17 protein-coding genes are annotated in these 25525 nt (G+C 34.7%); 11 read left to right on the top strand and 6 right to left on the bottom strand.

Annotation, left to right across the window (positions count from 1 at the left end):
- Positions 1-65 precede the first annotated feature (65 nt).
- Both cmk and AVL50_RS13195 read left to right on the top strand, forming a co-directional pair.
- A complete protein-coding gene (cmk, locus tag AVL50_RS13200; protein ID WP_062616971.1) occupies positions 66-746 on the top strand; it encodes a (d)CMP kinase in 681 nt (226 codons plus the stop codon).
- A 158-nt stretch (positions 747-904) separates the two neighbouring features.
- Positions 905-2044, top strand: coding sequence for a class I SAM-dependent RNA methyltransferase (locus AVL50_RS13195; protein WP_253764282.1), 1140 nt, complete (start codon positions 905-907; stop codon positions 2042-2044).
- A gap of 281 nt (positions 2045-2325) precedes the next feature.
- Here the strand turns inward: AVL50_RS13195 and rocF are convergent, their stop codons facing one another.
- Positions 2326-3291, bottom strand: a complete 966-nt coding sequence (gene rocF, locus AVL50_RS13190) for an arginase (RefSeq protein ID WP_062616970.1) — start codon at positions 3289-3291, stop codon at positions 2326-2328.
- 829 nt (positions 3292-4120) lie between these two features.
- Here rocF and AVL50_RS13185 point away from each other — a divergent pair.
- On the top strand, positions 4121-5353 hold the full coding sequence (locus AVL50_RS13185; protein ID WP_172826835.1) for a T9SS type A sorting domain-containing protein: 1233 nt from the start codon (positions 4121-4123) through the stop codon (positions 5351-5353).
- 63 nt (positions 5354-5416) lie between these two features.
- On the opposite strand, the gene AVL50_RS13180 is transcribed toward AVL50_RS13185, so the two are convergent.
- From AVL50_RS13180 to AVL50_RS13170, 3 genes are all read right to left on the bottom strand, one after another.
- Positions 5417-6193, bottom strand: coding sequence for a toxin-antitoxin system YwqK family antitoxin (locus AVL50_RS13180; RefSeq protein WP_062616968.1), 777 nt, complete (start codon positions 6191-6193; stop codon positions 5417-5419).
- Between the two features lie 114 nt (positions 6194-6307).
- Positions 6308-7225, bottom strand: coding sequence for an N-acetylmuramoyl-L-alanine amidase (locus AVL50_RS13175; protein WP_062616967.1), 918 nt, complete (start codon positions 7223-7225; stop codon positions 6308-6310).
- 7 nt (positions 7226-7232) lie between these two features.
- Positions 7233-7727 carry a low molecular weight protein-tyrosine-phosphatase gene (locus AVL50_RS13170; protein WP_062616966.1) on the bottom strand — a complete coding sequence of 165 codons (495 nt, stop codon included), beginning with the start codon at positions 7725-7727 and terminating at the stop codon, positions 7233-7235.
- A 258-nt stretch (positions 7728-7985) separates the two neighbouring features.
- Between AVL50_RS13170 and AVL50_RS13165 the strand changes: the two genes are divergently transcribed.
- The 7 genes from AVL50_RS13165 (at position 7986) to sprA (ending at position 21452) form a co-directional block, all read left to right on the top strand.
- Positions 7986-8978 (top strand): endonuclease/exonuclease/phosphatase family protein, encoded by a 993-nt coding sequence (locus tag AVL50_RS13165; RefSeq protein ID WP_062616965.1) that lies wholly within the window; start codon positions 7986-7988, stop codon positions 8976-8978.
- A gap of 58 nt (positions 8979-9036) precedes the next feature.
- On the top strand, positions 9037-10413 hold the full coding sequence (locus AVL50_RS13160; protein ID WP_062616964.1) for an exonuclease domain-containing protein: 1377 nt from the start codon (positions 9037-9039) through the stop codon (positions 10411-10413).
- Positions 10364-11128, top strand: a complete 765-nt coding sequence (locus AVL50_RS13155; RefSeq protein WP_062616963.1) for a DUF1573 domain-containing protein — start codon at positions 10364-10366, stop codon at positions 11126-11128. The genes AVL50_RS13160 and AVL50_RS13155 overlap by 50 nt, the downstream gene beginning before the upstream one ends.
- A gap of 1 nt (position 11129) precedes the next feature.
- Positions 11130-12098 (top strand): YheT family hydrolase, encoded by a 969-nt coding sequence (locus AVL50_RS13150; protein ID WP_062616962.1) that lies wholly within the window; start codon positions 11130-11132, stop codon positions 12096-12098.
- Positions 12099-12115: 17 nt separating this feature from the next.
- Positions 12116-13222 (top strand): DUF4837 family protein, encoded by a 1107-nt coding sequence (locus AVL50_RS13145; RefSeq protein WP_172826834.1) that lies wholly within the window; start codon positions 12116-12118, stop codon positions 13220-13222.
- An 11-nt stretch (positions 13223-13233) separates the two neighbouring features.
- Complete coding sequence (ruvA, locus tag AVL50_RS13140) at positions 13234-13833, top strand: Holliday junction branch migration protein RuvA (protein WP_062616960.1); 600 nt, start codon at positions 13234-13236, stop codon at positions 13831-13833.
- Between the two features lie 125 nt (positions 13834-13958).
- The gene (gene sprA / locus AVL50_RS13135; protein WP_062616959.1) at positions 13959-21452 is read left to right on the top strand and encodes a cell surface protein SprA; all 7494 of its coding nucleotides are present in this window, start codon (positions 13959-13961) and stop codon (positions 21450-21452) included.
- A gap of 77 nt (positions 21453-21529) precedes the next feature.
- On the opposite strand, the gene hppD is transcribed toward sprA, so the two are convergent.
- Together hppD and AVL50_RS13125 are read right to left on the bottom strand one after the other, a co-directional pair.
- Positions 21530-22651: a 4-hydroxyphenylpyruvate dioxygenase gene (gene hppD / locus AVL50_RS13130; protein ID WP_371259033.1), complete on the bottom strand. Its 1122-nt coding sequence runs from the start codon at positions 22649-22651 to the stop codon at positions 21530-21532.
- Positions 22652-23039: 388 nt separating this feature from the next.
- On the bottom strand, positions 23040-24095 hold the full coding sequence (locus tag AVL50_RS13125; RefSeq protein ID WP_253764281.1) for an NAD(P)H-dependent glycerol-3-phosphate dehydrogenase: 1056 nt from the start codon (positions 24093-24095) through the stop codon (positions 23040-23042).
- Between the two features lie 280 nt (positions 24096-24375).
- On the opposite strand from AVL50_RS13125, the gene AVL50_RS13120 reads away from it, so the two are divergent.
- Positions 24376-25470, top strand: a complete 1095-nt coding sequence (locus AVL50_RS13120) for a chorismate mutase (protein ID WP_062616958.1) — start codon at positions 24376-24378, stop codon at positions 25468-25470.
- Positions 25471-25525: the final 55 nt, after the last annotated feature.

Below are 25525 nucleotides of genomic sequence, written 5' to 3'. Positions count from 1 at the left end.
TAAAAGGTAAAGCAATTTTTGTAGGCTGTCTTAATAAGATAGCAATGAATGAAGATCATTAAGAAATGAAGAAAATCATAATCGCCCTGGATGGGCATGCAGGTTGTGGAAAAAGTACTACCGCTAAAGCAGTAGCAAAAGCTTTAGATTATATATTTATTGATACAGGAGCAATGTACAGAGCTGTTACGTATCATTTTCTTTCTAATGAAATTGACTTTTCAGATCCTACTGAAGTCGAAAAGGCTTTAGGTGAAGTATCTCTGAAGTTTGTCTTGAACCCTGCAACAGGTATTGGTGAGATTCATGTGAATGATGTGAATGTGGAGCCATTTATCCGTAATATGGAAATCACAAGCAGAGTAAGTGATGTGGCAAGTATCAAAGCAGTTCGTGTATTCAATGTCGCTGAACAACAAAAAATGGGAGAGGAGAAAGGTATTGTGATGGATGGTAGAGATATCGGTACAGTAGTTTTCCCTGAGGCAGAGTTGAAAGTATTTATGACTGCTGATGTGACGGTGAGAGCGAAACGCAGATTGAAGGAAATGGAAGCGAAAGGAGTAACAACCAACCTTGAAGATGTAGAAGCGGATATCAGAAACAGAGATCACCTTGATTCCACTAGAAAGGAAAGTCCTTTGAAAAAAGCAGATGACGCCATTGTAGTAGATACATCAGGTTTGACAATTGAGCAACAAGTAGAAAGTATTTTAAAACTGGCAAAGAAGAAAATCGGAGCCTAGTTTTAAATATTTATAGAAAGAAGGTCAACTTTATTTTTACTAAAGTTGACCTTTTTTATTAATCAAAAATTACTGCCCATTGTCAATGAATGTATGTGAGTTGGATGATTCCATAATTTTCTGTGTACATTTGCAAAAAAATAATAAAAGATACCACATTGGCAGATCAAGATTTCAAGATGACAGCCAAGACCTTTTTTGGCTTGGAAGAATTATTAAAAGAAGAACTTCTTGCAATTGGAGCGAGGAACGTAAAAGCAGTGAATAGAGCAGTGACTTTTGAAGGAGATAAAGAAATCCTTTATAAAGCTAACTTACATGTAAGAACCGCTTTGAAAATCTTACTTCCCATCAAAAACTTTAGAGCAAGAAATGAAGAGGATCTTTATGAGAAAACGAAAAAGGTCAATTGGGCAAAATATATAGATGTTGATGGTACTTTTGCAATTGACAGTACAGTTTGGTCAGATACTTTTACGCATTCTAAGTATGTAGCTTTAAAAGTAAAAGATGCTATTGCAGATCATTTCTCTGAAGTATTTAGAAGAAGACCTAATGTCAATGTGCAGTCTCCCGATGTGTTGGTACATATCCATGTTTCGCAAAGAGAATGTATTTTATCTTTAGATAGTTCTGGAGAGTCATTACACCGTAGAGGTTACAGATCTGAGCAACGTCAAGCGCCATTGAATGAGGTGTTGGCGGCAGGGTTGATCATGTTGACTGGATGGAAAGGTGACAGACCTTTCTTGGATCCAATGTGTGGTTCAGGTACTTTGTTGGTAGAAGCGGCTATGATTGCCAGCAACACACCTCCGGGCTTGAAGAGAAAGTTTGCTTTTATGAATTGGAAGGATTATGATAGAAGATTGTTCAACCAGATTTTCAGAGAGGCAAAAAGAAATAGAAAAGAAATAGAGGTGCCAATTGTAGGTTCTGATATTGATAGAGCGGCCATTGATATTTCATATGCTAATGCAGAACGTTCTGGCTTAGATGAGGATTTAAGAATCTCAAAAAACAGTTTCTTTGACCGCAAACCTATCGGTGAAAACGGTATTATTGTTTGTAACCCTCCTTACGGTGAGCGTATAGGTAAAGATATCGAAGAGCTTTACAGAAAAATGGGAGATAAGCTAAAGCAAGATTTCAGCGGTTATGATGCATGGATTTTCAGTGGTAATATGAAAGCCTTGAAATACGTGGGATTAAGACCAAGTAAGAAAATTCAACTTTACAATGGTTCTATTGAGTGCCGATTAGCTAAATTTGAAATGTATAAAGGAGCGAAAGCATAATAAACTCCTTTTCAAAAATAGAAGAAACCTATCCGTCAATTCAATATGGATAGGTTTTTTTATAGATCTTTTTCAACTTGAATTATGAATAAAGTATTATAAAATTAAATACTTTTTTTGAAGAAATGGGATGAAGTATCGCGTATGTGATAACTATAAAGAAGTGTCTTATTTATAGGTTCTTAGATCTAATCAGAATTTTATAGGCTTTCGGGAATTTAAAAAAAAGGCATTCACCTTTCTCTAGTAAATGCCTTTTTAGTTATCATGAAGGTTTCTTATTATCCAACCATTAATAACGATTTCTTCTTGATTGCTTCAACTGTTTCGTTTAGAATTTTGAATGCATTATTAGCCATGATATTATCGCGATCAAGTGTAGGGTTAACTTCTACCATTTCCCAACAAACCACTTTTTCATTGCTAACAAGAAGTGTATTCAAGTCTTTTGCTTCCTCAACAGTTAAACCGTGTTCAACAGGTGTGCCAGTTCCTCTGCTGATAGAGGGGTCCATGCTGTCAACATCAAAAGAAATGTAAATCATATCACAATCCGCCAGTTTGTCAAGTGCTAGGTTGGCCGCTTCCTGAGTGCCTATTTTCCTCACTTCATCGACAGTGATGTTACGAATATTGTGTTTTTTCATGATTTCATTCTCAGGGCCTTCAGTATCTCTTACGCCAATAAATACAACGTCAGAAGGGTCGATCTTCGCAGATGTTGTACCTACTTTTTTGATATCTTCCCAATATGCTAGTGTTTCTTTTGAAGGATGATTGACAGCATTTTCTTTGTTGTCAATTCCAGAGACCATTGCCAAAGGCATACCGTGCATATTGCCTGATGGAGTAGTGTACGGAGAATGGAAGTCAGCATGTGCATCAATCCAAATCACGCCAAGCTTTTGATTAGGGAAAGCTTTTTTGATACCAGAAATTGTACCTGCGGCTGTAGAGTGATCTCCTGCTAAAACAACAGGGGTTTCACCTGCCTTTAATGTATCATATGTATGATTGCTGACTCTATTCAACATTGTAAAAACGCCATCGATGTGTTTGGCATCTGGATAGTTGTTGTTGTTGAATAAAATATTATTGACATCATCTATATTCTGTACTTTGTGCTCTTTAAAGAAAGTCGATTTTTGATCTAAACTAGCAACGATTAATGCATCAATTCCCATTCCTGCACCTCTAGTACCTGCAGCAATTTCCGAACGAACTGTTAGTAATTTAATAGTTTCCATAAAATGTGTGTATGTAAAAATATGTGGTATGTGTGTTATATATGTCACCATTTATGATTGAATATCCAAAGTGGAGTTAGTATGTGGTAAGTGCTACGAATAGAAAACTATTAGTATACAGTCACATCAATTCCCTCGGAAATTAACCGCAAAATAAATGAGTGTAAGAAATTCTAAAGAAAATGACTACCATTGAAGGTAGTAGAAAGGGTACAGAATTATGAAAATGCCAACAACTGGGATGGATCAAAGGAAAGATCCTCCATTACATATAGGGTATATGTTTGTTGTGTTAAATCCATTTTGGCAATAACTTTTTAAGTTTAATTCTACGCAATTATATGTTTAAAAATTATTATCTGCAAAAAAAAACTTTAAAAAACTTTTAATGCGGAGGTGAATTTTAGCGTTTTGAAAGTGTTATTTTGTCGTTCTATGGTATTGTAAAACAGTTTTTTATAGGTTATTTGATCTTGTGGCAATTACTTGAAATAAATTTTACTTTGAGCTATTGAACTATCCTTCTATATAATGAATCAATGGTGGTAACTTAACAAGTTTGCATCGAAAAACGAATCTCATTCTATCCTTATTCTAGGATTATATTTCATTAATTGTGGTTGAAGAGAGAACATTATTTATTTATAAAAAAAATAGATTTAATATGTAGAAAGAGTACACTGAATTGAGTACTAACTCTTTATTTAAAACCCGCTTTTTTTGAAATTCTAACCCATTCTGATTTTATAGAAATATGATTTTGAAAGTGATTATTAATGAGTTGTTCATTGCAAATACCTCTACTTTACTTAGCTATAAGAAATTTGATATGAGATTTATTACGTTACTACTTTTCTCAATGATCAGCTTTTTGATTGTTGAAACGCATGCTAGTACCCAAACTATTCATGGAGGGCATTACAGAAACTTTTTTATCGCATCTGGAGATACTGTTGTTGTGTCTGGTGATTTATATTTTGATCATGATTTTCAACACAACGGTCATAACTATTCTTCAGATGGAACGCATCACTCTAACTTTAAGATAGCGGAAAAAGGTGTTTTAATCGTTCAGGGTTCCTTGACAATTGACGGGTATGTAACTCATATCGCACAGCATGGGCGACCAAGTTCACAGCATAATAATCTTCCAGTGAGCGTATCAGGAGATATTTTGGTACAGAAAGATTTGAAGACCAACGGAGCAGTGCAGTTTAATGCATCACCAAAATCTAACTTAATTGTATTAGGGGATATCATCAAAACTCAGAATGTTTTTGGAGGCAGGCATGGTAATGCATCGATCAATAATGATATTATTGGTGCAGATCAGAGCCACCATTATTATGGGGAAAATACGAAAACAGATTCTCATTTTTTTGCAGGCCAAGGAGCTTCTGTATCTAGAATTACAGAAAATAATAAAGATAGAATTCCTCAGAACATAAAAGATATGATTCTTACTTATGCTCCAAATACTGGTGGGGGAAAAGCATTGCCAGTCAATTTGGTATACTTTAAAGGTGCTGTAAATAAAAACAATGTAGTACTGAAATGGGAAACTGCTTCTGAACAGAATTCGGAAGTTTTTATTCTTTTGAAGTCCAATAATAATGGTAAAAAGTTTGAGGAAATAAAGAAAATCAAAGCTGCAGGAAACTCAAATACTACTTTAAAATACAAATATACCGACAAAGGGGTGTCCTATGGTAATCATATTTATAAATTGGTAGAGAGGGATTTTGACGGTAAAGAACAGACTTGGACGCAGCTAATTAATGTGTCTTCTCATCTAGTTGATGATAGAGTGGTGAATGTCTATCCAATACCTTGTAAAACAGTATTGAATATTGAAATGTATAACTTGGGTGAAAATGATGAATTAGAAATTGAATTAATTCATGCGTCTACTGGGCAAAGAATTCAAGTAGTTCATGAGGAAGAATCTGAAGAATACCATCAACAATTAAATGTAGTTAATATCGAAAATGGTATTTATTTTTTAATGGTCAATGATAATGGAAAGGGCGTTTTTAAAAAAGAAATTTTAATACAGCATTAGATGTAATTAAATAATCCCTCACCTCTATTTTAGTAGTTTAGGAGTGAGGGATTTCTCAAACTATTATTTATTTGAAATCGATAAATTATAAATTTTTGAATCAATTTTTTTTCGACCGCCTATTGTAGTGTATTCACTGATGATTTGAATCTTTTTGTTTACACCATATCCTTTTGGGATATTAATTTCTACTATACCTTTTTGATCCAGCATCTTAACAGGTCTAAGTTTATATTTTGATGGATTTATAGACTTTACCTTGGTGTTGATGTCGTCTGCGATATAGAAACTCACATTTTTTCTTTTTTCAGATAACGTAACTTCTAAAGTGACTTTATTATGCAATGCTGTGTCATCTTTTTCCTTCACCATAATAGCGGGGTATTTTGTTTTTAACTTACCAGACTTGTAATACTCTTTTAAGTCAGTGGTTGGTTTACTATTCTCATACGAAGCGATAGATTTTAGTTCGCCATCTTTGTAAAAATATTTTCTAGTTTTTATTTCATTGTTTTCATAAAAAGCTTCTTTGTAAAGGGTGCCATTAGTATGGTACATTTTGCTCACGCCTTCTTTCTTGCCCATTACATAATTGATTTCCTGCTTCAATTTACCTGATTTGTAATACGTTTTGGAAAGTCCATCTTTTACCCCTTTGGTATAGTTTATTTCGGCTCTTTTTTTCTTAGAATTATCATAATTGTAAACATGTAACCCTTCTTTTATTTCATTAGAGTAGGGTGAGGCTTTAACAATTTCATCCTCTTTACTTTCTTGAGGGGTGTCACATGCAAAAACACAAAATAGTAAGCTGATTAATAAACAATAGTTGAATTTCATTTGCTTTGAAAATTTATAATTTCAGATAACATTAAAATTAATAAAAAACTCATTACAATGTTGATATTAAATCACACTGTAATGAGTTTAAATATTGAAGAATTTATTTGATCACTATGGCATTTTTACCACAAATGCATCACTAAAACCAAGATTTCTAATCCTTAATTTTAAAGACTGAGCAGTTTCAGTTGTAGGCACATTACCTACAGTATATTTATAAATCTTCTTATTATTTCTGATGATCTCATGTTCCTTAATTAAATGGCCTTGGCTTAATAACTTCTGGAAATGAGGATTTGTGTTGGAAACTTTTTTATTAGTAGCCAATATTTGGATGCTATAATTATCACCCTGAGGTGTGCTAGACTGTCCATGAAAACTTTGGAAACCTTGGAAAATAGCATTGGCAATTTCCTTTTGTCCTTTTTCAGAGTTGATATATTTTCTCTCATAAGGGTTAGAAAGGAACCCGCATTCAATTAGCACTGAGGGCATACTTGTATTTTTCAATACATAAAGATTATAGCCTCTGTCTTCTCTGTTCATCAATCCTCTTGATTGAATCAGTGTTTTCTTTTCAATACTATTCAATAGCACTTTTGCAAGAGCAACACTTACTTGATCTTGATCAGTGTCTACATGAGCTTTGGCTCCAACAATCCATTTGTTAGGGTTGGAATTACTATGAATACTCAAAAAGTAATCCGCTTGTGCTACTTCAGCAAAATCAACTCTGTCTTCAAGGCTGATGTACTTATCACTTGTTCTTGTATAGTAAACTTGAATATTGGGCATATATTGACGCATCAACATACCAATCTTTTTTGCTATACGAAGATTAATGTCTTTTTCGTGCATATACGCACTTGAACCTCTGGGTTTTCCAGGGTCTTTCCCGCCGTGACCGGGGTCAATTACCACCACATACGTTTTCTTGCTCTGTGCTTTGACATTTGTTGTTAATCCAAAAAGAGTAAAAAGTATAAGAGTGATAAAGATTGTAGTATTAAATTTTTTCAGTTTTTCCATTTTCTTGTTAAGGAGTAGGAATGTTGTGGGTTTGAATCAAATGATCTATAAAATTATCCACACTTTCCGAAACTACTTGATAACAGTTTTCAAACCCTGAGATCCCTCCATAGTAAGGGTCATCCACATCTTTATTTGAAGCTTGATTGTCGAATGTTCTCAATTTTGAAACTTTAGATAATTGCACATCATCATTTGCTAGTCGAGTAACGTTGGTGTAGTTACTATCATCCATTACAATAACGTAGTCAAAGTGATTTAAATCTTCTGTTAAAAATTGTCTAGCAATAGAAGCGAGCTCAACACCATGTTTTTGTGCTGTTGATCTCATTCGGGAGTCGGCTCTTTCACCGGCATGCCCTGCATATGTACCTGCAGAATCTATTTCAAAATACGCTTCTAAACCTCTTTCTGCTACTTTATGGTGCATTAGACCATCCGCAAGAGGTGAACGACAAATATTACCAAGACAAACAAAAATTACTTTAACAGTAGAGGTCATCAAAAAATGTATTTATATAAATCTATTATGTAAATCTAATTAAAATTTGAATCAATATGTTCTGTTTTTAAAAATTATGCCAATAAAATTGAGAAATATCAGTTTTGATCGGATTTAACTTAAACTTATCGTATTTTATTTCTAAATGTTAGTACTAAAATATAGCTTAGTATCGTAAACCATTTTTTCAGCTCATAAGCATTTTCCATTTTTCTTTGTAGGATATAATTGTGAGCGAACTATTTTTATATCAAAACAATGAAACAATTTTTACTAAAAGTGCTCTATTTCTTCTTATTTCTAATAGTTGCATCAATAGTTTTCTTTTTTTGGGCTAAATCTCCAAACCTTGAAAAATCCGATTATGCAAAAGTAGTTCAGTTTGATAATTCTCAGAAAACAGAGGATGATTCAACCATCAGTATTATTTCCTACAACATCGGTTATTTATCAGGGATGACCAACAACACTTCAGTGAGACCTACAGAAGAGTTTTATCAAGGAAATATGGATAAAGTGTTGAAAGATCTGAGAGCACATCGTCCAAATATTTTAGCCTTACAGGAAATTGATTATGGTGGAAAGAGATCTTATTATGTAAATCAGTTTGAAGAAATAGGAAAGAAGTTGGGTTATCAAAATGGCGGTATGACAATCAACTGGGATAAGACATATGTGCCTTTTCCTTATTTTCCTCCTTCAGTTCATTTTGGTAAGATGTTGAGCGGTCAAGCTATCTTGTCTGATTACGTAATTAAGGAACATGAGAGAGTAGAGTTGGCTAGGGTGAGAAGTCATCCTTATTATTATTCGGCGATGTATCTGGATCGTTTAGCAGAAAGGATATTGATAAATGTTGGGGGACAGGATGTAATGGTTTTTAATGTGCATACTGAAGCCTTTGATGTACACACAAGAGAGTTGCATATCAGTTTCTTGAAAGATTGGTTTTTGAGAGTGGAAGAAAAGATGCCTGTAATTATGGTGGGCGATTTTAATAGCGATCCTACTTATAAAGAAAAAGGTGTTTTAGAATTTTATAATGATGATAGAATAGGGGCAATGTGTTCAAAAGAAGGTTTATTAAAAGAAGGAACACTCACTTATCCAACAGATACAGCAGTTGAACAACTAGATTTTGTATTCTTCTCTACCAAACATTTTGAGTTGGTGGATTGGAAAGTTCTTTCAGAATTTGGTCAAGTTTCAGATCACTTTCCTGTGTTTACAAAGTTGAAACTAAAAAAATAAATATTTCCTCAAAAAGCATTCTGTAAAAGAGTGCTTTTTTTATTAGCTTTGTCAGCTTATGAAATATGCTGTAATTGATCTTGAGACAACAGGAGGGTCAGTAGCCCAAGGAGGAAGAATTATTGAGATAGCCATCATTGTATTAGAAGATGGTGTTGAGATTGATCGCTTTGAGTCGTTTGTGAACCCTGAAATGAATATTCCGCCATTTATCCAAAACCTTACTGGAATAAAGAATGGTATGGTGAAGAGTGCTCCAAAGTTTTTTGAAATAGCCAAAAAAGTAGTCGAAATCACTAAAGATTGCTTGTTTGTAGCTCACAATGCTGATTTTGATTATAACTTCGTGAAAGATGAGTTTAAATCGTTAGGCTATAAGTATAGAAGAAACTCTGTTTGTACTGTGGAGTTGTCAAGAGTTTTATTGCCAGGAAAAAAGTCTTACAGTTTAGGGAAACTGTGTGATGAAATAGGTATACCTCATAATTCTAGGCACAGAGCGATTGGTGATACAGAGGCTACCGCAAAGTTATTTCAGCTATTATTACAGCAACAAAAAGCCAATGAAGTCATTGAAGAAATGACAGAATATGATGTCTACTCTTCAAAGAAACATTATCAACTCTCAAAAGATAAAATAGATAATCTTCCTGATGAAACAGGAGTGTACTATCTCTACAACGCAGAAGAAGAGTTGATTTACATCGGTAAAAGTAAAAATATTAGAAAAAGAATCCTCCAACACCTTTCTAATAAGAGCACACCTAGAGCCATAAGGATGGCTGAAATGGTAAGAGATGTGAAAACTACGCTTACAGGAAGTGAATTAATTGCATTGTTATTAGAATCTGACGAAATTAAGAAACACCTTCCAAGGTTTAACAGAGCACAGCGTCGTGCGAAGACCTTCTTTGGTATTTATCAGTCTTATGATGACAATGGGTATATCAATTTCAGTATTGCTCCTTTGTCTGAAGGTGATCATCCTGTAACAACAACTTTTTCAAGAAAAGAAGCGGAAAAGATTCTGGACAGGATGGTGGATAAAAACAATCTTTGTCAGAAATTGGCTGGCATTGACCACAGCGATAAAGCTTGTTTTAGGTATCATCTGAAAAACTGTAATGGTGCGTGTATAAATGAGGAAACTCCTGAAGAATACAACAAAAGAGCACTACAGGCTTCGATGAGGTTCAGCTACGGTGTTCCGAATATGTTCTTGATTGACAAGGGGAGAGAAGAGGATGAGAGAGCTGTTGTTCAAATTGCAAAAGGGATCTATAGAGGCTTTGGGTATATCAAGATGAATGAAAATTATTCCCCAAAAGAGCTTGAAAAAGTGATCACACATTATGACGACAATGCTGATGTAAACAAAATAATCCGTGGAATTCTTCGAAAGAAAAAAGGTATTGAAAGAAAAGTTTTTTATTAAGCTATCACTTACAACATTCTCATTATTATTACTTCAATTGCAAGCGGTAGCCAATGAAGGTGTTTTGATGTTTAGCAATCAGAATATTGATCTTGGTTTAGTAAGTCATGAAGTAACCTATCATATTGTCATTCCTTTTAAAAATATCGGTAAGCAAGAAGTTCAACTTCTTAAAATTGATACGGATTGTGGATGTTCTAAAGCATCGTTTTCTCAAAGTAATATTGCTCCCGGGGACTCTGCTACAATCAGTGTTGACTTTAAACCTACAGAAGGAGAGTCGCCATTTTATAGAAGTATTATATTGTTGACGAATGGGAAGATTTCACAGTATACCATTTCATTACAAGGAGTTGTTGCCCATGCTGCGGAAGGAATATTGGTCAATAAAGAGTATATCACTCCCTGGAAATATAAAAAAAATGCAGTTCCATTACTTTCTAAATATGCATTGAAAATAGAAGGTAAGAAAGGTGAAACAATAAGCTATCCATTGTATGTCACCAACTTGGGAGAAAAACCTCTGGTACTCAATCAATTTGATACAAAAGGAAAAGCTGAAACAATGCAATACCCTAGAATGGTGCAGCAAGGAGAAGTTTTGATGATTCCTCTTCAAATAAAGCTTACAGAGAGCGGTGTCTTTCGAGACTATTATAAACTAATAACGGATGAGAAAAATATCCTGATCCGTTTACAGACTATTGTAAATTAAAATGCCAATTGTTAAACCTCAAAAGTACAAAGTGCCTTTCTGGCATTTCAATGGTCATTTGCAAACCATTCTCCCTTCTATACAAAGAAAAATAGAAGGAATCACTTATAAGCGAGAAAGAATTGAGCTTGAAGATGGGGATTTCTTTGATTTTGATTGGTTGAAAAATGGAAATCAACGCTTGGTAGTGGTCTTGCATGGTTTAGAAGGTGGTACGGACAGGCATTATTGTAAAGGTATCGCTAAACTTTTCTCTGAGCATCAATGGGATGTTTTGGGATGGAACTGTAGGTCTTGCAGTGGGGAAATCAACAGACTTCCTCGATTTTACCATCATGGAGATATCAAAGATGTAGAAGTTGTTTTAGCTGAAATAGAAAAACATAATTATAAGGAAATCGCTTTTGTAGGTTTTAGCATGGGTGGTGCTATTTCTCTCAATACATTAGGAACACCTTCTTTGAATTTGAGTAAAGTAATTGGTGCAGTTGCAGTATCCACACCTATTGATTTAAAGACCTGTAGTGATGAGTTAGAAAAAAGATCAAAGCGATTTTACAATCAAAAATTTTATAAAAAACTAAGTGCAAAAGTCGTTGCTAAAACTAAAGTAATGGACGGATTAGATGATACACAGATTCAGGAAGGGAAGATCAATTCTCTTAGAGATTTTGATCATTTCTACACAGCTCCTTTACATGGTTTTAAATCCACTGATGACTTTTATTATCAGGCCAGTCCTGAAAGAAAAATACATAATATCCAGAAGCCAGTTCTTCTTCTAAATGCATTAAATGACCCTTTCTTAACCAAAGAAAGTTACCCATTTAATCTAGCAAAAGAGAGTAAATACCTATATTTGGAAGCTCCAAAAAAAGGAGGGCATGTTGGCTTTTGTAGAGATAAAGAATACTACACTTATTCTGAGCAGAGAAGCTTGGAATTCCTAAACAATTGTTCGGCATTTTAGAATTTAAAGAAATGAGTATGATCAAGTCAAAAACAATACTTCGACTCCTAGTTTTATTTAACCTGTCATTTTTAATGTTTTCATGTCTTTCTAAAGAAGGAGCAAAATCTGATCTAGAGAAGTCATACCTGCCAATGGCAAAAGGAAAGCCTGGTGAAATGGTTTTAGTAATGGATTCAGTACAATGGAAACCTCAAGATGGTGTAGGAGCTGATTTATACAAAATGGTATTAGGGAAATCAAGGGGAGTTTTACCTCAGCCTGAGCCACAATTTACAGTAACGCAAGTGATTCCTTCAGGTTTTACGAGTATCTTAAAGCAAGCAAGAAATGTATTAATTGTTACCACTTTTGATCAAAACACCAGAGAAAGTGCAGTATTGAGATCATTTTTTGGGAAAGGTGTAATTGAGAAACTAAGAAAGGAGCAGGATAAATTCCATTTCATCAAATATGATGCTTGGGCACAAGGACAAACAGTGGAACTTCTATTTGCTAAAGATGAAGCAACATTAAGAGAAATATTAAAAGACCCTGCTAAGCAAAGGATGATTGCTGAACCTTTCCATGATTTAGAAACTAAAAACCTTCAAAAAGCAATCAACAAAACTTATTCAAGAGTGACGGACAAGTTTTTAAGAAAAAACATGAATGTCTCTATGAAATTATTAGATGGTTATAAAGTAGCTCAGAATGACGAAAATTTCCTTTGGTTAAGACATCCAGAGCAAAGCTTTGATAAAAATATTTTCATTTCAAAAGTGCCTTACACTGACCAAAAACAATTTGATCCTGAGCAAATTGTATTGGATAGAGATAAGCTTGCTAAACAGTATTTATATGGAGATCCAAGCAATCAAAACTCTTTTGTTGTTACAGAGAAATTGGTGCCTGTTGAATCTCAAAATACAAAAGTAGATGGACGTTTAGCAGTAGAGACAAGAGGGCTTTGGAAAACCAATAATATTACGATGGGTGGCCCGTTTGTAAGTTATACTTTCACGGACAAGTCTGGAGCTTATTTATACTATGTTGAAGGCTTTATTTTTGCTCCAGGAATGGATAAAAGAGAGCTTGTGAGGGAAATGGAAGCCCAATTAAAGACATTCAAGGAAATAGACTAGAGAATTTAAATATGTATTATTATATTAGGGGGAAGTTAACGAAAAAACTTCCCACTTTCGCTGTGTTAGAAGTACAGGGAATAGGGTATGAAGTTCGTTGGCCTTTAAATGCATTCAGTCTTTTGAATGAAGGAGAAGAATGTACTTTATATACTTATCTATATGTGAAAGAAGACGTTCAGCAGTTGTATGGATTTGCAACAGAGAACGATAGAAGCTTGTTTTTATTATTGATAAGTGTTTCAGGTATAGGACCCTCCACTGGATTAGCGTTTTTGTCTTCTCTGTCTTCATCTGAAATATGTTCTGCTATAATGCAGGAAGACTCAAAGACCATTCAAAGTGTAAAAGGCATTGGAGCCAAAACAGCACAAAGAGTAGTGATTGAGTTGAGAGATAAAATATCTAAGTTACAGTATTCAGGAGAGTTAACGCAGACTACTGTTGCTGCAGCGCCAGATAACGCTAAAGTGGATGAAGCTATGGACGCACTTGTAGCCTTAGGTTTTACAAGAGCTGGAGCACAGAAATCGATTAAGCTGATAATCAAGAAAAATGGTTCTGACTTGTCAGTAGAAAAATTAATAAAACTAGCTTTGAAAAATAATTAATCTCCTCAGCCTATAGATAAAACTTATACTTTTTGAGCACTCCGCGTGCATTTAAATTATCAACATAATCTGACCTCAATTTGTTTCGCTTTACAGTTGCAACTATTGTCAACGTACTTTTATATATGTTCGTTTTTACGAACGCCTATTCGTCTTCAACTTATAAAAGTACCGCATACGAGGTTTTTCAGCAAGAAGGACCTCAGGGGATAAGTCAAGAACAGGACACAAGTAAATATGTGCCCTCTAAGCCTTATGAAAAAGATAGGTTCGGGGATCCTATTGCCTCTCCAGAGCGTAAATCTCCATTAATCAGTACAAAACCGAATACTGAGACGAGTATTAGTATTGATTCTACAGGTAAAAAGTATAATGTCAAAGAGACATTGAATGGAGATCTGGATTACAGAACACCTTCTTATATAGAATATGATGCTTATAAAGATTACCTCTTTAAAAAGCAGATGGCTAACTATTATAATAACCTTTCTGTCGCTCAAGATGGGAATGATGCGTTGCCGGGTAAAGATGGCGGACGTTTGATTCCAGAAATTGAGTTAGGTAGAATGGCTGACTTTCTATTTGGTGGCAGTACTTTAGATTTCGAATTGAATGGTAATGCCATGCTTGATTTTGGGTTTCTTTTTCAAAGAGTAGATAATCCACAAGTGCCTGTTACACAGCAGAGAAATGGAGGTTTTAATTTTGATCAGCAAGTAGGCTTAGGAATGGTAGGTAAGATTGGTGACAAGATGGAAATGACAGCCAATTTTGACACCAAAAGTACTTTTCAGTTTGATCAGCAATATAACATGAGTTATACTGCTTATGATTATGATATCATACAAGATATTCAAGTAGGTAATGTAAGTTTTAATGTAAGAAACTCTTTGATTACAGGTGCTCAAAACCTGTTTGGTGTTTACTCAAAGTTACGTTTTGGCAATCTTTATGTAAGTAGCGTTTTCTCTTCTCAAAGAGGATCTCAAGAATCAATTACAATTAGAAATGGAGGGCAGAATAGAGAGTTTGAATTTAGAGCAGACACTTATGATAATAACCGACATTTTTTTATTGGACATTTCTTTAGAGGTAAATATGAAGAGGCATTAAAAACAACTCCAAATGTCATTTCAGGTGTTGTTGTCACAAGAATGAAAGTATATGTGACCAATAGAAGTAACGATACTGAAACCCAAAGAAATTTAGTGGGTCTTACCGATTTAGGTGAAGCTCAGCCGTTTAATTCAAAATGGTTTGATAATTCAAATACTGATCCAGCAGCAGGCAATAATGCCAATACTCTATATGAAGCTGTCAAAAAATTGGACCGTCAATCTGACGCAATAAAAGGACAATTAGAAGGACTTGGGTTGCCAAATGGATCCGAATTTGAGATATTAAGAAGTGCAAGGGAGCTTTCACCAACGGAATTCCAATATAATCAACAATTAGGCTATATATCACTTTCATCTCCTCTAAGAAATGATGAAATTTTAGCTGTTGCATTTGAATATACATATAATGGAGTAGCTTATAAAGTGGGTGAATTGAATGAAGATTTACCAAACCTGGCACAAGATGAGGTGATGTTCATGAAACTATTAAGCCCCTCTACTATCATTACAAAGGTACCTGATCCTAATGATCCAACAAAAGAAGTTGTATTTCCAATGTGGGATTTAATGATGAAGAATATCTACTCTTTACAAACATCAGGAATACAAAAAGAGGATTTTCAATTTAGAATTATCTACAGAGATGATGCAACAGGTATAGATAACCCAAGTATTCAAGAAGGGGCTATTGAAGGTGTTCCATTAATCGAAGTGACAGGTTTAGATCGTTTGAATATGAACTTAGAACTTCAAAAGGATGGTAACTTTGACTTTATCGAAGGTGTGACCATAGACCCTCAGAATGGGCGAATTATCTTCCCTGTATTGGAGCCATTTGGTTCTACATTAGAGAATAAGTTAAGTTCAGATGGTACCTCGATTCAAGATAAGTACGTCTTCAACGATCTTTATGATAAAACGCAAGCAGATGCAATTCTGAATACTAAACAAAATAAGTATTTCATGCTTGGTAGTTATAAAGGTGGTTCTTCAAATGAAATATTATTGCCAGGTATTAACATTGCTGAAAATTCAGTTGTGATTACAGCTGGAGGCGTGACCTTGACAGAAGGAGTTCAGTATACTGTTGATTATCAATTTGGGCGAGTAACAATTTTAGACCAAGGAGTATTAAGCTCAGGTAAAGATATTCGAATCACCTACGAAAGAGCAGATTTATTTAACTTCCAAACTAAAACACTAGCAGGTGTTGACTTGGAATATCACTTTAGTGAGGATTTTATCATTTCAGGTACATTATTACACCTTTCAGAAAAACCACTTATTTCTCGTGTAAATGTAGGTAGTGAGCCTATTAAGAATACAATGTGGGGGCTGACTATGGATTATACAACTGAATCTAGATTCCTGACTAAATTAGTAGATGGAATTCCTGGTTTAGACACTAAAGAAAGGTCGACATTCTCTTTTAAAGGTGAGTTTGCACAGTTAATTCCTGGAACTCCATCATTGATTGGTACCGATGGAACAGGTTACATAGATGACTTTGAAGGAGCTGAAGTACCTTATGATTTAGGTTTGAATCCTACCTCTTGGGCGCACGGAAGTACTCCACTTAAGGTATTGAAAGATCAAGGTTTTGAGGATAATCCACCTATCACGCCAGAAGATTCATTGAAATACAATGATCGAAGAGCATTATTATCTTGGTATAATATTGATAACGTTTTTTATTATACATCAGGCAATACAAGTAGACCTTCCAATATTTCGGATGAGGATATGCAAAACCATTACGTCCGTTTGATTCCTTATAATGAAGTCTTCAAAAACCGACAGGCCAATCAGATCAATACCAATGAAGTAACATTTGATTTGGCCTATTATCCAACAGAAAAAGGTCCTTACAATTACAATACGAATCTTAATATAGATGGGACACTTAAAGATCCAACCAAAAATTTTGGTGCGATCACGAAAGCTATTACTACTGATGTAGATTTTGATAACTTGAATGTTCAGTATTTGGAATTCTGGATGATGGACCCTTTCATTCAAGGACAAAATGCGTTGGTAGAAGGTCAAAATAACAATACGGGTGGTAAACTATATATTGATTTAGGTAGCGTTTCTGAAGATGTAGTTCCTGACGGAAGACATTTTTTTGAAAATGGTATGACGACAAACAAAAATCTTCTTAACAAATCAGTTTGGGGGTACTCGCCTACCACACAATTTGTCAATAACGTATTCAATACAGCAGTTCCAAGAGCTGCACAAGATGTTGGTTATGATGGTTTGACTAGTGAAGAGGAAGCGGATTTTTTTGAAGACTTTGTAACAAAAGTTTCTGGAGTTCTATCGCCAGAGGCTATTAACGCTGTTCTTGCCGATCCATCGAGTGATGACTTTAGATATTATTTAGGTGGAGATCTAGACGAACAAGACCTTAAAGTCTTAGAACGTTATAAACGTTTTAATGGACCCGACGGTAACTCACCAGAAAATTCTGGGGGTACATCTTTCACTCCATCTAATACGAATTACCCTAACAATGAAGATTTAAACGGAGATAATACACTCAATGAACTGAATGCTTATTACGAGTATGAGTTTGATATGCGTCCAAACCAGCTTTCAAATAGTCCTTATGTAGTGGATAGGGTAACTTCTGAAGCACCAGATTCAAGAGAATTGGTGACATGGTATCAAGTACGAATCCCAATTCGTGATGAAAGTCAATATGAAAAGTTTGGTAGTATAGACAACTTTAAATCAATTAAGTTCATCCGTTTATTTATGACAGATTGGGAACAGCCTGTCGTACTTAGAATGTTGAATTTCCAATTAGTAGGAGCACAATGGAGACCTTATACATTGAATATTGATGATGAAGCAGGTGATCTTTCTACTGCAAAAATGAATATTTCATCCGTTAATATCGAACAAAATGGTGTAACAGATGAAAGCGGTAAAATTCCTTATGTCTTACCTCCAGGTTTTGAAAGAGACTATGATGCTACATCAACGGTGACAAGAAGAATTAATGAACAATCTCTCCAAGTTTGTATTGATGATTTGAAAGATGATGAAGGAGTTGCTGTCTTTAAGAACTTCAGTTTGGATCTTGTCAATTATAAGAGGATTAAAATGGAGCTTCATGCTCAATCTGATAATGCAAAAGATGAAGACTTAAGGGCATTTCTAAGGGTAGGTACTGATTTAGTAGAAAACTATTATGAAATTGAAGTCCCATTATATATCACTCCAAGGTATTCTACAACACAAAATGCAATTTGGCCTAGAGAAAATGAAATAGATATTTCTCTAGAAGAGTTATACACTCTGAAAGCGGAAAGAAACAGATTACAACCCAAAGAAAAAGATGAAATTTATCCTAAAGTACTATCTGAACCCAATATAAGAAACTATAGAGTAAGAGTAATTGGTAATCCTGATTTGAGCGCTGTTCAGACTGCAATGATTGGTGTTCGAAATCCTAAAACGTCCAATGTGAGTCCTTACAATGTATGTATATGGGCTAATGAATTAAGAGCAACTGAATATAGTACATTCTCAGCTTGGGCGGCTAATGCATCTGTAGATGCAACCTTGGCTGATTTTATGAATGTAAAGGCCAATACAAGGTATAGTACTGTAGGCTTTGGAGGAATTCAAGATAAAATAGGTGATCGTCAGAGGGAAAGTAATCTAGAGTTTGGTATTTCAACAAACATTAATTTAGAAAAGATCTTTTTGAATAGGATAGGTCTAACGATTCCTATATATATGAGCTATGATAGAAAAGGATCGAACCCATATTTTGATCCATTAGATCCTGATACACCATTGTCAATTTCTCAAGATGGATTTGAAACAGCTTCTGCAGGCAGTTATTATGCAGATCAAGTCCAGTATTTTGAAGAATCTAGAAGTATCAATATATCTAATTTGAGTAAAGTAAAGATGAACCCAGAAGCTAAGAGTTACCCTTGGGATATAGAAAACCTAAGTTTAAGTGGGTCTTATTCAGATACTCATATGCGAGATAAAAATACTGAAGCCAACGATAGTAAACAGTGGAGGTTAGGAGCAGCTTATACCTATCAATCTCCTTTGAAAACATGGGAACCATTTAAAGAGGCTGATATGGGAGAATGGGGAGCTATTGTTTCTGATTTTAATATTATGCCTATTCCTACTTCTTACTCTATAAGAGCGAATTTAGACCGTTATTATCGATATACACAGTTCAGAACTCTTAAGTCTGGGACAAAAGAATTTACCACTGAAGGTATTCTCCCTACTTATGAAAAGTCTTTCAGATTTAATAGGGGATATAATATAGGTTGGAACTTTGCGAAGAGTTTAAAAATTGATTACACTGCTGATGCTCAGGCTTTGATTGATGAACCCGAAGGTGCAATTGATAGCGATGTAAAACGTGATACAATTATGAGTAATCTTCTGAATTTTGGTCGTATGAAACAATTTAATCAGACTATTGCTGGTACTTATAATATTCCAATCAATAAAATACCAGCTCTCGATTTTGTGGGAGCAAATGCAAGGTATACTGCTAATACCAATTGGACTGCAGGAACTTTAGGGATTGCAGATACTTTAGGTAATGTAATAGGTAATGAACAAACGATTTCATTTGGTTCTAAGTTAGATTTCAATGGTATTTATAAAAAAATTGGATATGTCAATCACTTAGAAAATGGGGTTTCATCTCGTTCTCGAAGCAGGTCTAGATCTAGAAATTCTAACTCTAAGAATAAGAAAGATAATACAAGATTGGCTTATGAAAAGATCAAGTTAAAAGATAAACTCAAAAAGTTAAGAGCAAAGCAAAAGGAGTTAAGAACTGCTGATAGTGATAAGAAGAAAGCAGAAAAAGAGAAGATAGAAGGAAAAATTGTGAAGCTTAAAACAAAAATTGAAAAGTATAAAGCAAAAGAAAAAGATGTTGCTCCTTTAGAATTGAAAATTGAAGAGTATAATACTCAGATTGCTTCACTATCAGAGAGTCAAGAAGAGTTAGAGCAAGAAAAGAAAAATACCAAGCTTGCAAAAATTGATGAGGAAATAAAAAAATATGAACAAGAACTCTTGGCTGTCAATAAAGAGTTGAAAGATAGAGAAACACCTCGCAAATCTGGAGGTGAACAGCTTGCTGATGCGGGTATTCGTTTGGCTACTATGATCAAAGATATAGATCTTAGTTATAATGAACAGAACAGAACAATTCTTCCAGGGTATATGCCAACTGCAAAATATTTGGGATTTGATGAGAACTTTGGAGCTCCTGGTGTTGGTTTTATTTTGGGTAGTCAAGATCCAAATATTCGATTTGATGCTGCTAAAAATGGCTGGCTTGCTCCAAGTGAATATCTTAACCAACAGTTCATGCAGACACGAAGTGAGAATTATACAGTAAGAGCAAATCTAGAACCTTTTAAAGATTTGAAAATTCAGTTATCTAGCGAACACCGAACAACTCAATCTTATACAGAGGTGTTTAGATTTGATGGAACAACACAAAATTACGAATCATTATCTCCTCAAAGAACAGGTACATTTGGTATGAGTTTCTTTAGTTTACCAACAGCTTTCAGTACTCCAGATGCTAATAATCAGTCAGCAATATTTGATCAGTTTGTTGCTAATAGAGAGGTTGTTAAGAATAGGTTAAATGCAACAAATACACAAGGTCAATATGGCAATAATGACCAAGACGTTTTAATTCCAGCATTTATTGCAGCTTATACAGGCCAAGATGCAGGTAAAGTTGGCTTATCAGCATTTCCTACTTCAATACCTATTCCCAATTGGGATATTCGATATACAGGTTTGACGAATATTAAAGGTTTAGGAGATATCTTCAAAACCATTACCCTTTCACATAGTTATAAGTCAAATTACACTGTAGGTAATTATAATTCATCTCTCTTGTATGGTGCTACTGAAATTGGTCCAGATAAAGGTATCAACGATCAACCTACAGCTAGGACTGATGATGAAGGAAATATTGTCCCTGTATATGTGGTGAATCAAGTAAATATTGAAGAACGCTTTGGACCTTTGATTGGTATTAACATCAAATTAATGAATGATTTACAAATCAAGTTTGATTATAACAAAGGTAGAATGTTAGCCTTGAATTTATCCAATGCTCAAGTCACAGAGCAATTGAATAATGATTTTACAGTGGATATTGGTTACACAAAAGCCAACTTGAAACTGCCATTTAGATCAAAAGGTAGAACTACGGTATTGAAAAATGATATTACTTTTAGAGTTGCTTTTTCAATTCGAGATAACCAAACTACGCAATATAGAATTGATGAGGATAATGTGGTGACTGCAGGAAATATGAACTTAGCTTTACGTCCAACTATTAATTATATGTTGAATGATAGAGCAAGTCTGCAATGCTATTTTGATAGAACGATCAACGATCCAAAAGTTTCCAATGCATTTAGAAGAACTTCTACAGCATTTGGCTTCCAGTTCAAGTACTCGTTGACGCAATAAATTATTGATATTCAAATATAAAAAATGCCATCACAAAATAAATTGTGATGGCATTTTGCTATTTTAAAAAGCTAAAATTAAAGGTTTCCTCTCAAGGCCTGTTCTCTTTCAATAGCTTCAAAGAGTGCTTTAAAGTTTCCTTTTCCAAATGACTTTGCACCTTTACGTTGGATGATTTCAAAGAAAAGGGTAGGGCGATCTTCTACTGGTTTAGTGAAAATTTGAAGTAAATAGCCTTCCTCATCTCTATCTACAAGAATATTGAGGGCTTTTAATTGTTCAATTTCCTCGTCAATATCACCCACTCGATCTCTTAGATCATCATAATAATTATCAGGAACATAAAGGAACTCAATCCCTCTATTTCTTAATTCTTGGACCGTATAACAGATGTCATCTGTAGCAACTGCGATATGTTGCACGCCGGCTCCGTTGTAGAAATCCAAGTATTCTTCAATCTGTGATTTTTTCTTTCCTTCTGCAGGTTCATTGATTGGGAATTTGACATAGCCATTTCCATTTGAAACTACTTTGGACATCAATGCGGTGTAATCTGTTGAGATGTCATTGTCATCAAAAGTGAGTAATAGCTTAAAACCCATTACATCTTCATAAAAGTTGACCCATTTGTCCATTTCTCCTAAATCTACATTCCCGACACAATGGTCTACATATTTGAGTCCGACTGTTTTCGTAGGGAAATTTGACTCTCGTGCTTCAAATTTAGGAAGAAAGGTTCCTTTGTAATTTTTGCGTTCTACAAAAGTATGAACTGTGTCTCCATAAGTTTTGATTGTGGCCATTACCACTTCTCCATCATTATCAGCTAAAACTCTTGGAGTATGCACAGGAATAGCTCCTCTTTTTACGGTTTCTTCAAAAGATTTTCTTGCATCATCTACCCAAAGTGCAAGTACTTTTACACCGTCTCCATGTTTGTGTACATGATCTGAAATTTCTGAGTTGGATGAAAGTGAAGTTGTAAATACAAAACGGAGTTTACCTTGTTGTAAGACGTAACTACTGCGATCTCTTACACCAGTTTCAGGACCTGAGTAAGCAATGAGTTCAAAGCCGAAGGCAGACTGATAAAAGTAAGCGGCCTGTTTTGCATTTCCGACATAGAATTCGATGTGATCGGTTCCGTTGATTGGAAGAAAATCAACTTCCTCCATCTGTTTTGTACTAGACGTTAGCATGTGAGTAATAATTAAATTGTTATTTATGATATATGTGTTTGAGTGTTTATCAGAAACATGCTTCAAACCTTAAGTACTTGAAGTGAAAATGATCCGTTTTAGCTTGTGAGAAAATTAATAATTGAGGAAGATAGTGATGCTTTAATCAATGAAATTAAACTCACGCTATGAAAAGAGATAGATTAACACTAAAAGTGGGGGTTATGCATGCTCTAATAAAAGTATAGAGCCAAAAAAAGCCTTTATGTTCCTTGAGTAAATGAAATGCACGACTTAAGTCATGTCTTTCAACATGGAAAATAAAGGCTTTTATATATTTAGTGTTGTCTCATAGATGAGATTAAAATTTCTTTAGTAATGTGTTTTTATATACGTTGAATAAATATAATTAGTTTAATTGATCTTTTAAAATTCTAAACTCAACAATTGGAGAAATTCTTTCATAAAGAATATTATATACCGCTCTAGTTATCGGTAAATCATTCTCAATTTCAAGACGTTTAGCAATTTCAAAGATACTTTTAACTGCATAATAGCCTTCAGCAACCATTTGCATCTCCAACTGAGCGGCCTTAACTGAATAACCGTGGCCAATCATATTACCAAACGTTCTATTTCTACTGAACTGAGAGTAGGAAGTCACCAACATATCTCCCAAATAGGCTGTGCCTAATAAATTACGTTTGATATGATATGCTGCTTTAAGGAAATATTGAACTTCTTGCATGGCATTGGAAACGAGAACAGCTTGGAAGTTGTCACCGTAACCCAACCCGTGAGCAATACCGCAAGAAATAGCTACTATATTTTTCATCACTGCAGAATATTCAACCCCATAAATGTCTCTGATTGAGGTGGTTTTGATGTACCTGTTACTCATTGCTTCAGATAAAGCCGTGCCAAATCTCTTACTGCCTGAAGCTATTGTTAAGTAAGCCTGTTTTTCCATTGCTACTTCTTCAGCATGACAAGGACCTCCAATTACAGCTACTTTTTTATGATGCACATTAAAATTCTTTTCAATGTGTTCAGTGACTAGAATATGTTTTTCAGGAATAAGACCTTTAATTGCTGAAATTACAAATTTATCTTTAAAATCTTCTGGAGTAAGATCTTTAATAGCATCTAAAACAAAAGCGGCAGGAACAGCTAATAAAATTGCATTGGCACCTCTAATAGCATCCTTAATATTACTATATGGTTTTACTTTTTCACTCGAGATTTTAGCTGAGGGTAAGTATCTAGGGTTTGAATGGTATTGTTTGATGTGATTGATATCATCTTGGTTTCTGATCCACCAATGCAAAGTTGTCATACCTCCATCAGATAAAATTTTTACCAATGCAGTTGCCCAACTTCCTCCGCCAATCACAGCTATCTTAGAGATATCTGGTATCTCCTGTTGATTATCAGTGATTTGTATGTTTTGAATTTCTTTTCCCACTCTATTATACGGTAAATTTTAAGTAAAGGTAATAAATACACTTTAGAATGCAGGTCATTTCACACTACAATAATGCCTATTTAAATTCGGCTTTACAATTGAAATCCAATCAGATTTTAATTATTGCCTGAAAATAGTGATACGAATTTCATTTTAAATATTACGTAATTTTGTCAATAATTAAAAATGTATGTTAATTTGTTTAATTATTTCAATTAACTATAGATTTAATTCAATTTTTTGTAATTTTGAAGTTATTACTATCTGAAACAAATCTGATATGAAAGATATACAATCATTAGAAAGCTGGTCTGTAGTAAAAAATGGCGGTCCAATCGCCATTGCAGGTCCATGTAGTGCAGAGTCTGAGGAGCAGTTAATGGATACTTGCCGTCAGATTACTGAAGAGATAGGTATTACGCTATTGAGAGCGGGTATCTGGAAACCAAGAACTAGACCAGGATCTTTTGAAGGTATTGGTGAGGAAGGTTTGAAGTGGTTTGCAAATGTGAAGAAGGAATTAAACATGCCTATCACTACTGAAGTTGCTAATGCTCAGCATGTTGAGTTAGCACTGAAGTATGGTGTTGACGTGCTTTGGATTGGTGCTCGTAGTACTGTAAACCCTTTTACGATCCAAGAAATTGCTGATGCATTGAAAGGTGTGAAGGATGTTCCTGTAATGATCAAGAACCCTATCAACCCTGATGTTGCTCTTTGGAAAGGTGCTATCGAAAGAATTTATGGTGCTGGCGTACGTCAAATCGCTGGTATTCACCGTGGTTTCTCATCTTTTGAGAAAACTCAATATAGAAATGTTCCAATGTGGAAATTAGCAATCGCTCTTAAAACTGAGCTTCCTAATTTACCATTGATCTGTGACCCATCTCATATTGGTGGTACACGTGACCTTATCTATCCTGTATCTCAAAAAGCAATCGACTTAGACTTCGACGGTTTAATGATCGAAACTCACAGAGATCCAGATAATGCTTGGTCGGATGCTTCACAACAAGTTACTCCTAAGCGCTTAGCTGAAATCCTTAATGAAGTAAACATTAAGAAGAGCACTACTGACGCTGAAGAAGTAAATTCTAAATTAGATGATCTTCGTGGTAAAATTGATCGTTTAGACAACGAGTTATTAGAAGTATTATCTCAAAGAATGAATGTTGTTGGTGAAATTGGAGATTACAAGAGGGAAAACAACTTGACTGTATTCCAGGCAGGTCGTTGGATCGATATCTTCCAAAATCGTCCAGAGCAAGCAGCGAAGTTAGGATTAAGCAAAGCATTCATGGAGCAATTATTCAAATTGGTTCACGACGAGTCTATCCGTCTTCAAACTGCAGTTGTAAACACAGAAAAAGCGTAACGAACGCTCTGTTTTTATAGATATTAAAGGCGGTTCACTTTGGTGTTTCCGCCTT

Origin of the sequence: Flammeovirga sp. SJP92, from assembly GCF_001583495.1 — a bacterium.
Lineage (GTDB): Bacteria > Bacteroidota > Bacteroidia > Cytophagales > Flammeovirgaceae > Flammeovirga.
Note: the sequence above shows the minus strand (reverse complement) of the source record. Positions and strands in the feature narration are given on the sequence as shown.

What these genes read in the sequence shown, in the direction of transcription:
- cmk (WP_062616971.1), top strand. Translation starts at nt 66, where the DNA reads ATGAAGAAAATCATAATCGCCCTGGATGGGCATGCAGGTTGTGGAAAA.
- rocF (WP_062616970.1), bottom strand. Translation starts at nt 3,291, where the DNA reads ATGGAAACTATTAAATTACTAACAGTTCGTTCGGAAATTGCTGCAGGT.
- AVL50_RS13185 (WP_172826835.1), top strand. Translation starts at nt 4,121, where the DNA reads ATGAGATTTATTACGTTACTACTTTTCTCAATGATCAGCTTTTTGATT.
- AVL50_RS13180 (WP_062616968.1), bottom strand. Translation starts at nt 6,193, where the DNA reads ATGAAATTCAACTATTGTTTATTAATCAGCTTACTATTTTGTGTTTTT.
- AVL50_RS13175 (WP_062616967.1), bottom strand. Translation starts at nt 7,225, where the DNA reads ATGGAAAAACTGAAAAAATTTAATACTACAATCTTTATCACTCTTATA.
- AVL50_RS13170 (WP_062616966.1), bottom strand. Translation starts at nt 7,727, where the DNA reads ATGACCTCTACTGTTAAAGTAATTTTTGTTTGTCTTGGTAATATTTGT.
- AVL50_RS13165 (WP_062616965.1), top strand. Translation starts at nt 7,986, where the DNA reads ATGAAACAATTTTTACTAAAAGTGCTCTATTTCTTCTTATTTCTAATA.
- AVL50_RS13160 (WP_062616964.1), top strand. Translation starts at nt 9,037, where the DNA reads ATGAAATATGCTGTAATTGATCTTGAGACAACAGGAGGGTCAGTAGCC.
- AVL50_RS13150 (WP_062616962.1), top strand. Translation starts at nt 11,130, where the DNA reads ATGCCAATTGTTAAACCTCAAAAGTACAAAGTGCCTTTCTGGCATTTC.
- AVL50_RS13145 (WP_172826834.1), top strand. Translation starts at nt 12,116, where the DNA reads ATGATCAAGTCAAAAACAATACTTCGACTCCTAGTTTTATTTAACCTG.
- ruvA (WP_062616960.1), top strand. Translation starts at nt 13,234, where the DNA reads ATGTATTATTATATTAGGGGGAAGTTAACGAAAAAACTTCCCACTTTC.
- sprA (WP_062616959.1), top strand. Translation starts at nt 13,959, where the DNA reads ATGTTCGTTTTTACGAACGCCTATTCGTCTTCAACTTATAAAAGTACC.
- hppD (WP_371259033.1), bottom strand. Translation starts at nt 22,651, where the DNA reads ATGCTAACGTCTAGTACAAAACAGATGGAGGAAGTTGATTTTCTTCCA.
- AVL50_RS13120 (WP_062616958.1), top strand. Translation starts at nt 24,376, where the DNA reads ATGAAAGATATACAATCATTAGAAAGCTGGTCTGTAGTAAAAAATGGC.